12 protein-coding genes, 1 tRNA gene and 1 pseudogene are annotated in these 12,356 nt (G+C 41.8%); 4 read left to right on the top strand and 10 right to left on the bottom strand.

Annotated elements, in window-relative coordinates; all coding sequences use genetic code 11:
• Window positions 1–77: 77 nt before the first annotated feature.
• A pseudogene (locus tag LPH68_RS15970) lies at window positions 78–2,345 on the bottom strand (DUF6493 family protein); the annotation flags it as partial.
• Window positions 2,333–3,688, bottom strand: a complete 1,356-nt coding sequence (locus tag LPH68_RS15975; protein ID WP_004296609.1) for an SWIM zinc finger family protein — start codon at window positions 3,686–3,688, stop codon at window positions 2,333–2,335. The pseudogene LPH68_RS15970 and the gene LPH68_RS15975, both read right to left, overlap by 13 nt.
• Before the next feature lie 592 nt (window positions 3,689–4,280).
• Between LPH68_RS15975 and LPH68_RS15980 the strand changes: the two genes are divergently transcribed.
• A complete protein-coding gene (locus tag LPH68_RS15980) occupies window positions 4,281–4,784 on the top strand; it encodes an RNA polymerase sigma factor (protein WP_004296608.1) in 504 nt (167 codons plus the stop codon).
• A 163-nt stretch (window positions 4,785–4,947) separates the two neighbouring features.
• On the top strand, window positions 4,948–5,724 hold the full coding sequence (locus LPH68_RS15985; RefSeq protein ID WP_151922850.1) for a Cof-type HAD-IIB family hydrolase: 777 nt from the start codon (window positions 4,948–4,950) through the stop codon (window positions 5,722–5,724).
• Between the two features lie 112 nt (window positions 5,725–5,836).
• On the opposite strand, the gene LPH68_RS15990 is transcribed toward LPH68_RS15985, so the two are convergent.
• The 5 genes from LPH68_RS15990 to LPH68_RS16010 all read right to left on the bottom strand — a co-directional run bounded on the left by LPH68_RS15990 (window position 5,837) and on the right by LPH68_RS16010 (window position 8,427).
• A tRNA-Ile gene (locus LPH68_RS15990) sits at window positions 5,837–5,910 on the bottom strand.
• 91 nt (window positions 5,911–6,001) lie between these two features.
• Window positions 6,002–6,313, bottom strand: coding sequence for a DUF4491 family protein (locus LPH68_RS15995; RefSeq protein ID WP_004296605.1), 312 nt, complete (start codon window positions 6,311–6,313; stop codon window positions 6,002–6,004).
• Between the two features lie 5 nt (window positions 6,314–6,318).
• Window positions 6,319–6,783 (bottom strand): Lrp/AsnC family transcriptional regulator, encoded by a 465-nt coding sequence (locus tag LPH68_RS16000; RefSeq protein ID WP_004302580.1) that lies wholly within the window; start codon window positions 6,781–6,783, stop codon window positions 6,319–6,321.
• A gap of 160 nt (window positions 6,784–6,943) precedes the next feature.
• Window positions 6,944–7,822: an FKBP-type peptidyl-prolyl cis-trans isomerase gene (locus LPH68_RS16005; protein WP_004296603.1), complete on the bottom strand. Its 879-nt coding sequence runs from the start codon at window positions 7,820–7,822 to the stop codon at window positions 6,944–6,946.
• 20 nt (window positions 7,823–7,842) lie between these two features.
• Window positions 7,843–8,427 carry an FKBP-type peptidyl-prolyl cis-trans isomerase gene (locus LPH68_RS16010; RefSeq protein ID WP_151922851.1) on the bottom strand — a complete coding sequence of 195 codons (585 nt, stop codon included), beginning with the start codon at window positions 8,425–8,427 and terminating at the stop codon, window positions 7,843–7,845.
• A 473-nt stretch (window positions 8,428–8,900) separates the two neighbouring features.
• Between LPH68_RS16010 and LPH68_RS16015 the strand changes: the two genes are divergently transcribed.
• The gene (locus LPH68_RS16015) at window positions 8,901–9,599 is read left to right on the top strand and encodes an NAD-dependent deacylase (protein WP_151922887.1); all 699 of its coding nucleotides are present in this window, start codon (window positions 8,901–8,903) and stop codon (window positions 9,597–9,599) included.
• Between the two features lie 18 nt (window positions 9,600–9,617).
• Here the strand turns inward: LPH68_RS16015 and LPH68_RS16020 are convergent, their stop codons facing one another.
• From LPH68_RS16020 to LPH68_RS16030, 3 genes are all read right to left on the bottom strand, one after another.
• Window positions 9,618–9,842, bottom strand: coding sequence for a hypothetical protein (locus LPH68_RS16020; RefSeq protein ID WP_004296600.1), 225 nt, complete (start codon window positions 9,840–9,842; stop codon window positions 9,618–9,620).
• A 13-nt stretch (window positions 9,843–9,855) separates the two neighbouring features.
• On the bottom strand, window positions 9,856–10,206 hold the full coding sequence (locus tag LPH68_RS16025) for a helix-turn-helix domain-containing protein (RefSeq protein WP_004296599.1): 351 nt from the start codon (window positions 10,204–10,206) through the stop codon (window positions 9,856–9,858).
• 74 nt (window positions 10,207–10,280) lie between these two features.
• A complete protein-coding gene (locus LPH68_RS16030; RefSeq protein ID WP_008642334.1) occupies window positions 10,281–11,054 on the bottom strand; it encodes a class I SAM-dependent methyltransferase in 774 nt (257 codons plus the stop codon).
• Window positions 11,055–11,496: 442 nt separating this feature from the next.
• On the opposite strand from LPH68_RS16030, the gene LPH68_RS16035 reads away from it, so the two are divergent.
• Complete coding sequence (locus tag LPH68_RS16035) at window positions 11,497–12,354, top strand: SGNH/GDSL hydrolase family protein (protein ID WP_074908634.1); 858 nt, start codon at window positions 11,497–11,499, stop codon at window positions 12,352–12,354.
• Window positions 12,355–12,356: the final 2 nt, after the last annotated feature.

Here is a 12,356-nt window from a genome sequence, read left to right on the forward strand (position 1 = left end):
TCATAAGAAAATATAGGCACTGACTGAATTAGCTAAATGAGCGGAGAAAAACTTACCACCAAATTTGACGAAGAACCGTTTTCTTTAGGTTTCACTTCTTTCCACTCGTAGTCTCCTGTCAGATGATTGTGTGGCAATGTGTTACAGGAGAAAGACTTGAATGCTTCAAATTCCGTCTCCGGTGCTTTTACCAGTCCGGCGGCTATCCAGGCGGTTGGATGGTTGTAGGGCGGTTCGGGTTGCGTGTTTTCGTCCAATAAGAACAGGCAGAGATGCAGGTACTCATCTTGCAACAGTTGCCGGGCGGTGACGATGGCTTCTTCCTTGTCTTCCAGAGCACAACGGGCAATAGCCAGTTGGAAATCCCACGAACAGGGTTTCTTTCCTGCTTCCTGATATGCAGCAAGCCGGCGTATCAGTTTGGTGGCTTGTAGGTATGCCGGGGTGTGGGTGGGAGTAGAAAGCAATGGCAATGAATTTCCTCCTTTTATTTGGCGGATCACATTCAGCCATAACTGTTGGATAGGTGTGAAACAGGTTGCGTTGCTGTAACCGGGTTTCCAGTTGGCAAGTCGTTTGAAGGAACGTTCGTCGTAAGCTCCTCTGTTTTTATCTATTCCTTTCAGTTTCTCTTCCAGCCGGGTGAACATGTTTCTCAAAACTCCTGTGTTGGAGTTGTCTGTCTGTGCCCATAAGCGTTGGTATTCCAACAGGAAAGTGGCAAGGAGATCTTCGTATGGTTCCCAACTATTGGCAACAATATTGGCTGCCCGTTGGAAAATAGGTTCCATCCGGTTGAGGTCTTCTTTATCCAGTTGGGGATGGAAAGCAATGATAGCGGCAATCGTTGTTTCTATCTCCCAGTTCTCCTCCATGTCGAACAAACGGCTAAGCTGAAACAGGAAATCTTCTTTGTCGGCAGGGAATGGAATACGGTTGTCTTCCCGGCAAATGCGGATGGCTTCCAGAGATAGCTCTTCGGAGAGGAGGGAGTTATCTGTACTATTTTCATCTGTACTATTTCTTTCTGTATTCTCTCCTTCTGTATGAAGAATGTCTTCTGTCACACTTGTATCTGTTGCATTTGCTTCTTCTGCAAGGTGTGGCTCTGTAGACTGTGGCTCTATAGACTGTGGCTTGAAAGATGTGAGTATTGCTTGCACACTTTGAAACATCTCCGGTTGATAAGACTGTAGTGTTTCTTGGAGATTGGACGAAGAGGCGTCCCCATATTTTGAAATAAAGTTGGCAGCTTTCTTTTGCAGGCTTTCGTCCTTCTTCAAGAATAGTTGGCAGAGAGTGATACAACAAGGCTCTTTCATCTCGGAATGTTGCGCAACGGTCTTTTCAAAGATGGAGTAAATGGTTAATAGCGAGTTTTTGGGACTGGAGAAGAAAAGGATGGTTGCCCGTTCGATGAATTCCTGATAACGGAATCCTTCTTCGTCTGCAATGCTCTTCAACTGTTGCAACATTATATTTACCGGCTTGGTGTAGGAAGAAGTGAATGTTTGCATGATCTCTTCCTGTAAGGATAACAATTCTCCGGCGGTCGGTTGCAGCGTTTCAAAGAATCTGGCAAACCATCCTGCCATGTCTTTTTTGAAGCTCCGGTGAAAAGTGGCGAGGGTGGCTCTTAGTAGCTGTTCTCTATCCAGATGTCCGTCCAATGAAAAGCGGTAGAGGGCCGCGCTGATACTTTCATCCCGTGTTGTGATTCCTTTTTTATAAGCATTTTTGGCACAATCATCCTGATAACCGATGATTGATTCGTGTTCGAAAAGCGTCCAGATGTGTTCTTTCAGTGTAATATCCCGTTTGAGTAGTAGTTCACTGTTGAAAGTATCGTCTCCTTTGGGATTCTTATTTCTGATGCGGGTAATCCAGGGGAGTACATGTGCAATGCGGCTTGGAGCGATTTCTTTGAGGTAACCCATATCCATGAGCTGCATCAGTTCTTCGTAATTGAGATCGAAATTGAACCATGTTTTGTCATCGTTGATAAAATCTGTCATCCAGGTAGGGTTGTAAAGCGGGAGTAGTTTGCAAAGCATATCAAACTTCACATGATATGCCATATCCATCTCCCGTCTGTTGGCACATACAAACTGTACTGCCGATAGAAAATGTGCCCGTGCCGCACTACAGGTTGTCTCACTGCTGAAACCAGCGAACCTGCCTTTTATCCATTGCAATTCCCGGATAAGCGGCAGCAACTTCCGCCTGTCCTTCATTGGCAACTCCAATAATCTCTTGATAAAAGGGATTAATATTTTCTCTTCATTCTCCGGAGTATCCACATAGGCTTTGGATAACTTCTCCAGTTCTTTTTTTAGTTCTTCCATTGCGCTAGTTTCTTTACTGCCAAAATATGTTTGCAAGCTCCCCGTTCTCCCTGATTACTGCTGAACCAAGTGCAAGTGCAACGTTCTTTTTCGTTCTCCCTGTCCAGAATGACGGTATGCCTCACTCCTCCGCTTCCTGCAACACGGGCTTCCGTCCGGTTGCCATCATTCGCAATGATTTCTACTTTGTCTTCTTCCAGCAACTTTTCTGCAGCTATCATTCGCGGGTTGAGGCTCAAAATACGTTCGGTTTTGAAAGGCAGGCGGCGGTAGAAGAAACTGTTTTCATCCAAATCGAATCCCAGCAAACCCATTGCTGCCAATCGTGCCGAGAGAGAATCTACCTTATCCAGGTCAATATGCTCTTCTATGGCAAAAAGCGTAGGGTTGAACTGTTGGTTGGCGTAACTGTATTTATCCATCGCCTCTATCCATCTTTCAGGTACATCTTCGAGCAGAGATTCCAGTGCGGCACCTTCTCCGGAGAATCCTCTCCAACATTCGCGGGAAAGAGAAAGGCTGAAGCGGACCGGACCGAAATAGAGTTGCCAGATAGTAGATTGCATAGTAGGATGTGCAAATACTTTCAGTTCATCAGCAAACGGAAGCAAGGGTTCGAGTAAGCGCAAACGGTGGAGTCCTCCGATGCAGATGGCATTCATACTTTTCACCGGTGAAAAGGCCGGTTTTTGACCACGCATCACTAAATAATAGTCACATTTCACACTACTTTTCGGTAGTGTCTGGAAGAGTTGTAAGGTTTGTATGCGATTGAAGGAATAGACCTTTTCGGCAACGGATTGATAAATCTGTACCGTAGTCAGTCCCTTTATCCATTTTACGGGAAGAGGTACTTTTCGCTCTATCACCTTCTCACCTTTATTATAGAGTCCCACTTCTTTGGGGCCGACCGACATTACTACATTTTCTTGTCTGCCTATTCCTCCTAAAGCGGAAATCATTCCGGGATTAAAATCTACATTCGTTGTCCCGTTTTCCAAGAATTCTCCGTCGTGTCCATCAGGAAGTACATCGACCCTGGCGTATACACCTGCACAATTAGAAAATCCTTCAAAGCGCAGACGGTTATTTCCAGCTGTTACAATCGGATCTTTCAGCATTGTAAGTTGTGCCGGTGTCAGGTTGAAACTGGACTGCACAACATTGGATAACGCAATGAGGCAGCGTGCCGTCATATAAGGTTGCGTCAGCTTTCCCCAAAAGAAACAGGGGGCTTCTCTCTTTTCTATTTCGCTATATTTGGCAAGAAACAGTTCGTCCTGATCGGCCGACCGTTGCAATGTGGAAGGAGCTGCATATTGATAAGAAATAGTATCAGTCATAGATAATAAATTGGTATTTGGTTGTACATTGCCCAAATATAGAAATTAATTCTTACGTGAAAAAAGAAGTTGGAGAATTTACATCACTTTGGAATGTGTGATATTATAGAATATCACCGAAAGACTAATTTATGCCTCTTTTGTACTAAGTTATGAAATACAATTCTTTATAGTTGGGCACAATTTTTTATACATAAAACAATTATTCTTTATAACTATTCTTAAATCATGCGTTCCTTTTTACCAGAAAGTAATATTTTTGTTCCCATAAAAAGAATGTTTAAGCGACATATTCTAAATTAAGTCTTATGAATTTTTTAATATAAAAAGACAGCTGTTTGTGAAAATCGCTAATATTGTTTGTTTTGTTTGTGTTATCCCATTTTGAGTCAGGTGTGACTTCAAAATGGGATTTTTGCTATACCGGCCATTAAAACCACCTGAATACTATCAAAAATGACCTAAATTCTATCAACCGATAGATTTTCCCCTAAACAATGTCTGTTCTTCACCTGCCACATTTGTTGAAAACCCGTAAACTTGCAACATCAAAATTATAACAACGAATACTCACAATTTAAAAATAGCGTATATGAAAAGTTTAAGCTTCAGGAAAGATCTGATAGGAGTACAGGATGAATTACTCCGCTTCGCATACAAACTGACAACCGATCGTGAAGAAGCAAACGATTTGTTACAGGAAACCTCATTAAAAGCATTGGATAACGAAGACAAATATACCCCCGACACAAATTTTAAAGGATGGATGTATACTATAATGCGGAACATCTTTATTAATAATTACCGCAAAGTAGTGCGCGATCAGACATTTGTCGATCAGACTGAAAACCTCTATCATCTGAATCTGCCACAAGAGTCAGGTTTTGAAAGTACAGAAAGAGCTTACGATTTAAAGGAAATGCACCGCGTAGTCAATGCTCTGCCTAAAGAATACAGAGTTCCGTTTGCTATGCACGTTTCAGGATTCAAGTACCGTGAGATTGCAGAGAAGTTGAATCTTCCGTTAGGTACTGTAAAAAGCCGCATATTCTTTACCCGTCAGAAATTACAGGAAGAGTTGAAGGACTTCCGCTAAACGTTAACTATCATTTTTCAGTAGGTATCAATAGGTATAGGGCAAAAGGATCTTGTTTCCTTTTGCCTTTTTTGTTTTATGTATTGGAGGTATACCTGCTATGGGGATTTTTTCAGTAACTTTGTCGCTGGGTAATAGACTGTAAATAAAAAATGTAGGTGTTATGATAAAAGCAATCATGCTCGATGTAGATGGAACATTGGTGAGTTTTGAAACTCATAAAATATTGCAATCTTCTGTTGAAGCTCTTAAGGAGATTCATGACCGTGGGATTCGAATAGTCATTGCTACCGGTAGAGCGGCAGGCGACCTTCATGAAATAGCTGCTGTTCCGTATGATGGAATTATTGCATTGAATGGAGCTGACTGTGTCTTACTGGATGGCACTGTGATAAGGAGACACCTTATTCCAAAGGATGATTTTAAGAAAGCCATGGAAATAGCAAAAGCTTTTGATTTCGCAGTTGCTATTGAACTGGATGAAGGCGTGTTTGTCAATCGGCTGATTCCGACTGTCGAACGGATTGCCAAAACCGTGGAACATCCCATCCCCGCCGTTGTAGACATTGAAGAACTATTTGACAGAAAAGAGTGTTGCCAGCTTTGTTTTTATATCGATGATGAAATGGAACAGCAAGTAATGCCGCTTCTGCCTAACCTTTCCTTATCACGCTGGCATCCCTTATTTGCTGATGTGAACCTTGCAGGAATCAGTAAGGCAACCGGACTTTCAGCTTTTGCCGATTATTATGGGATTGAGATGGCGGAAATAATGGCTTGCGGTGATGGCGGTAATGATATTCCTATGCTGAAAGCTGCCGGAATCGGAGTAGCTATGGGAAATGCATCGGAGACTGTCAAGGCGTCAGCCGATTTTGTTACTGATACCGTTGAGAATGACGGTTTGTGTAAGGCTTTGAAGCACTTTGGAATCATTTAGTATTGATATTCTTATTTCAATATGGAGCACTGTTCCTAATTTGGTAAATCCCATTATTCTGACCATATAAAAGAAAAACTCCTGTAAGTGAAATACTTACAGGAATTTTTCGTGGGCCATCTTGGGCTTGAACCAAGGACCTCCAGATTATGAGTCTGTTGCTCTAACCAACTGAGCTAAAAGCCCGATGTATCCATTAACTGGATGCGGTGACAAAAGTAGTATTTTCCGTCGAATTATGCAAATTCTTTCGAGAAAAAACTATCATCCTTTGCTTCTAGAACTTATATTTGCGCTTCGGATTCTTGGGGAACCATCCTTTTTGTACCCGTTCTTCCTGTTCGAAAACCTCTTTGATCGTCCAGAAGGAAGAAAACGCAAACACGCCTAATAAAGAAGATAAGATCACATTATCGATACTTAAGGAGGCAATCACACCGGCAATGCCGAGTACCAGGAATATCCACCAGCATTTTGTGCCCCAGTAATATTCGGCCTTTACCACGACGGGGTGAAAAAGGCCGATAATCAAAAAGGTACAGATTCCGATGAATAACCCTGCAAGGTGATATTCATTTAGAAACTCCATCACAATTATTTTTCAACGCGGATGGGAATCTCTTTCTTGATACTCTGTTCCAGAGAAATCAGAGTCTCGGTAGCTACTACACCCGGTATTTCTTGCATTTTGTTATTCAGCAAATCCATCAGATGTTCGTTGTCGCATGCATAAAGTTTTGTCAGCATTGTGTACGGGCCTGTAGTGAAATGACATTCCACTATTTCGGGAATCTTTTGTAATTCTGCTACGACAGATTTGTACATGGAGCCTTTTTCCAGCTTGATACCCACGTATGTACAAGTTCTGTAGCCCAATGATTTCGGGTTCACATGGTAACCAGAGCCTACAATGACACCTAGGTCAATCAGTCTTTGCACACGCTGATGGATAGCTGCGCGTGATACTCCACATTCGGCTGCTACGTCTTTAAAAGGGATGCGGGCATTCTGGGAGATAATCTCTAGGATCTGCCTGTCGAGGTTGTCTATTCTTTCCATAATAATAAATTGTAATTTCCTGTTGTTATCAAATAGTAAGCAAATATAGAGATTTATTTTAATTATTCTTCTTTTCGGAGAAAAAAAATAGGAAAAAGCAAAAAAAAGAGGCACAAACGTTTTGCGCCTCTTTCCTTTTTCTATTTAGAAAAGAACTTTCTTATTTCTTATCTTTTTCGATGCTCAACAGTTCAACTTCGAAAATCAAAGTAGAGAACGGTTTGATTTGGTTGCCAGATTCTCTTGCACCGTAAGCAAGTTCTTGCGGGATATAAAGTTCCCATTTAGAACCTACAGGCATCATAGTCAATGCTTCTGTCCAACCTTTGATTACTTGGTTAGCACGGAAAGTAGACGGTTCGTTACGTTTGTAAGAGCTGTCGAATTCTGTTCCGTCGATCAAAGTACCTTTGTAGTTCACTTTCACTTTGCAAGTGTCAGCAGGAATTTCACCTTTACCTTCAGTGATTACTTTGTATTGCAGACCGCTTGCAGTTGTTTTTACGCCGTCTTTAGTCTTGTTTTCAGCAAGGAATTTTTCGTTTTCAGCTTTATAGTCAGCATATTTTTCTTCCAAAGCTTTTGCTTTGATAGTTTCCATAGCTGTACGAGTATATTCTTGAGCTGCTTCCATAGTCATTACGCCGCCTTTTTCCAAAGTACCTGCGATGAAACCTGCCATGAAGTTTTCTTTGCTGATAGTTTTAGTAGAGTCTGTACCAAACAATTCTTGGTTGATACCTTTCATCATCTGGTTGCTGATTTGCTGGCCGATTTGCAGACCTGCCATGTAAGCGATGTCTTTTTTGCTAGTCTTGTTTGCGCCTTCGTTCAAACCTTTGATGAATTCTGCCATGTAAGTAGTATCAACATCCAGACGACCTGTCAGATAGCCTTTCAGACCTTGAGTCTGAGCCATACCGATAGAATACGACAGTGAGTCGATGTCTGTTTTCAGATTTGCTTTAGGAGCTTGAGCTGTACAAGAAGCAAGGCTTGCTGCAGCGGCGATTGCCATAAAAATACTAACTTTTTTCATTTTGCTTTGAAATTTTTTATTTATAATACTTCGAGTAATTCTACTTCAAAAATGAGTGTGCTGTGAGGAGGAATCATTTCTCCGGCACCTCTTGCGCCATAAGCGAGTTCTGACGGAATATACAGTTTCCATTTAGAACCTTCCGGCATCAGCTGCAAAGCTTCCACCCATCCCGGGATTACTTGGTTGACGCCGAATACAGCCGGTTCTCCGCGTTGGATAGAGCTGTCGAACAGTGTACCGTCGATCAATGTACCTTCATAGTGGCATCTTACCTGATCGGTAGCTTTCGGCTTTTTACCTGTACCTTCTTTGATGATTTCATATTGTAGTCCGCTGGGAAGGACAACTACGCCCGGTCCTTTTTTGTTTTCTTCGAGGAATGCCTGTCCCTGCTCAATAGCAACGGCACTCATCTTAGATTCCAATTCTTCGAAATATTTGTTCACTATTTCGCGGGCTTCATTGTGGCTGATAGCCGTCTGATTACCTTCTAATACATCTTTGATTGCTTGTGCGAAATCATCTACCGCAAGGTTTCCGATTCCCATGCTTGATAAGTTTTGACCAATTCCGAGGCCAATAGAGTAACTGAATTTATCCATATAATGTTTTTTGTTGGCGATTGAAATGTATCACCTTCATGGTTTTAGCTTTCAATCAATTGCAAATTTATGAATCGCAAAAGTACGTGTTTTATTTGAATGATTTAGCATTTGCTATTTAAAAATTCTTATATCTGTGAAAGATAATCGCTTTTCTTTAAAGAATTAGTTTTTTTGTTCGTAGGATTTAATCGGCTTATTCTTATATTTTAGATTTGTTTATGCAGGCAATTAATCGTCTGACAGCTGTTGAACTTGCGTCTGACAATTGTTGTTTTTTCGTCTGACAACTGTCAGACGAAAGAATAACAGTAGTCAGACGAATAGTTGTTGCCATAAATGATGCTAACTATCTGCATCTTTCATCTTAAAGTTCTGCATAAATAGGATTATATTAAGCGTGAGAAAGTGTTCTTTTATTCGATGATTCTGATTACATTTGTGTGGCTATTAAAAAAGAAGGAGGAATAGTAATGAAGAATCTGGTAGTTTTGACGGGTGCGGGTATGAGTGCCGAGAGTGGGATTAGTACATTTCGCGATGCAGGCGGTTTGTGGGATAGGTATCCTGTGGAGCAGGTGGCCACTCCTGAAGGTTATCAGCGTGACCCGGCTTTAGTGATTAATTTCTATAATGAGCGTCGGAAACAGTTGTTGGAGGTGAAACCGAACCGTGGGCATGAACTGTTGGCGGAACTGGAGAAAAGTTTCCATGTAACGGTGGTGACACAGAATGTTGATAATCTGCATGAACGCGCCGGAAGTAGCCACATTATTCATCTGCATGGCGAACTGACAAAAGTATGTTCCAGCAGAGATCCATATAATCCTCAATTTATAAAAGAGCTGAAACCGGAAGAATATGAAGTGAAGATGGGAGACAAGGCCGGTGACGGCACTCAATTACGACCTTTCATTGTATGGTTTGGAGAAGCTGTGCCGGAAATTGAAACAGCTATCCGCTATGTGGAGAAAGCGGATATTTTCGTCATTATCGGTACATCGCTTAATGTATATCCTGCGGCGGGGCTGCTTCATTATGTACCGAGAGGAGCAGAGGTGTATCTGATTGATCCGAAACCGGTAGATACGCATACTTCCCGTTCGATACATGTAATTCAGAAGGGAGCTTCTGAAGGAATGGGTGAATTGAAACAATTGTTGGGAGTTTGAGACTTCTTTCCCTCCGTTTTATTCCAGTTCGCTGGCAAAAATATGATTATTCCGGAGTACTTCCGATATTTCGAGTGCAGTGATACCACTGCACTCGATTCTTAATATTTTCTCCCAGTCCTCAAAGTCCACATTCCATTTGTCTATTTGAGGGAACTCTGCCAAAAGTTTTCCTATGCGTTTGATGTCACATCTTTTGGTGATAGAAGTTCGAAAAATCAGAATCTTATTTTCTTTTTCCATATTCTTTAGCGTTTTATTTTAGTGAGCGGAACTCCCGGATCGTCATACTGAAATGCAGCCTGAAATTGCGACTTAACAGCGAAAGGCTGCTAAAGCCGCAAAGGGCGGCAATTTCGGTGGCGGAAAGTTCCTTGTTTTGTTTTAATAATAGGGCTGCTTTTTCAATCCGGGTGCGTTTGATATAATCCGTAGGCGTTTCGCCGGTCAGGATTGTAAATACGCGGTGGAAGTGGAAAGGAGAAAAGCATGCGATACCCGCCATTTTCTGTAATGATAACGGCTGGTCAATGTTTTGATGGATATAGTCGGTCACTTTGTTGATCCGTAACTGATATTCTTCCTTATTTATATCTTTCGTTTCCATATCTTCTGCAAAATAAAGGATAATAAATGCCGGAGAGTTATCCTATCTTGCTAACTTCTCCGGCAGATAGTCAATTATCTTTTTTGTCCTATATAGAATACATAGCCGTAGTATTCCTTATACTTATTATATAGGCTCTCTTCGTGTCGTTGACCGGCGATGAGGTCTGCGGCAGCTTCATTTCCTGCATATTCTTTCAGAAAGGCTTCCTGAACCGGGAATTGGGGAGCATAGAAATGCTCGGTCCAGCAATTTTCCGGTAAGATGAAATGGGCTGTCGGGATATATCCGGCTTTCTCCATTTGTGCTATTTTTCTCGGAATCGTATCGATTTCCGGGTAATTAGCCATCCAGAAGTCGTCTATTTCGGAGGGGCGTTCCGGGGTGAACCAGGATGCTTCCGTTACAGCGATGAATCCGTTCTTTTTCAGGAACTTATTCCATTCATTCATGCCGCGTTCGAATCCTATATTATAGATAGCTCCTTCGGACCAGATCAGATCGAGTTCTTCCTCTTGAAACGGCAAAGCGTCCATAGAACCGACAATGCCTTTTACTCTGTCTTCGCAATGGGCTTCTATTGCATTTCTGTTGAATATTTCGATGAAGTCGGGGAAAAGATCGATGCCTGTAATTTGCCCTTTCGTATAGTTGGCTAATGCCATTGTCTGCCCGCCTGTGCCACAGCCAATATCGGCTATTCTGGCATTGTCAGACAGTTCGTTGGTGAAACTTAAGGCTTTTTGTGTGACTTCAGGGCTTCCCGGACCTTGACGTTTTAGTCCTTTGAAGTAATTACATATCAGTGTAAAATCGAATTCGTGGATTGTTTTTAATTCGTTACTCATTGTTTTTTAATGTTTTAGCAGTACGGTAAATGAAGGCATGTGACGATGCTTGTGACCATTTGACCATACAAATAGTTTAAAATTTAGATATAGAAAATAACTCTGACAAGAATATGTCAGAAAACATAAGGGATAATCTGTAATGAGAGGAAGGCTTACAGATTATTTACAGAACGGAATCCTTATGGAATGAAAATGAGTTAAACATCCAATTTTTCTTTTAGTTTGTGACAAAGATAGGATTTTAGGTGTAAAACTCAATGATAACTTTGATGAAAAAATACTGTAAACCTGCATTTTAGCAAGAATCGTCAAATAGAGACCCGTTTGTCTGTCCGGTTGTATGGATGAGATTGACTGCCCAAATTGATTGAAACTACCTATTTTTGAATTACATTTGCAGGATATTAGATACAAATCTCTCATTTAATGTATAATACCGATGAAAAGCAAATTATTACTCGCATGTACCATTCTGTTTTTCTGTTCCTCTTTTCTGTGCGGACAGAATCAAACATCTAAAGTTGCAAACTCTGCTGAAACGAATAATGGAGCTGTCCGGCATCCATGGCAAGGAAAAAGAGTGGGATATTTGGGAGACTCTATTACAGATCCCAACTGCTATGGTGACAAAATAAAGAAATACTGGGATTTCCTGCAGGAATGGCTGGGGATTACTCCTTATGTATATGGTATCAGCGGCAGACAATGGAATGATGTGCCCCGTCAGGCCGAGAAACTAAAGCAGGAACACGGTGGAGAAGTGGATGCTATCTTGATTCTGATGGGTACGAATGATTTTAATGACGGTGTGCCTATCGGAGAGTGGTTTACGGAAACAGAAGAACAGGTGATGGCAGCCCGCGGACAGGTCAAAAGGCTGGAAACCCGCAAGAAACGTACGCCTATAATGGATGGAAACACGTATAAAGGACGTATCAACATCGGAATCAACAGGCTGAAACAACTGTTTCCGGATAAGCAGATTGTACTATTAACCCCGTTGCACCGCTCACTGGCGGATTTTGGAGAGAAGAACGTGCAACCGGATGAAAACTATCAGAATAGTTGTGGTGAATATGTGGATGCCTACGTGCAGGCCGTCAAGGAAGCCGGTAATGTGTGGGGAGTGCCCGTAATTGATTTTAATGCGGTAACCGGGCTGAACCCGATGGTGGAAGAACAACTGATTTACTTCTACGACGCAGGATATGACCGTTTACATCCTAGTACAAAAGGGCAGATACGTATGGCACGTACGCTGATGTACCAGTTGCTTGCGCTGCCTGCAACATTTTAAAG

The sequence above is a fragment of the Bacteroides sp. 1_1_30 genome (assembly GCF_020982715.1).
Taxonomy (GTDB): domain Bacteria; phylum Bacteroidota; class Bacteroidia; order Bacteroidales; family Bacteroidaceae; genus Bacteroides; species Bacteroides xylanisolvens.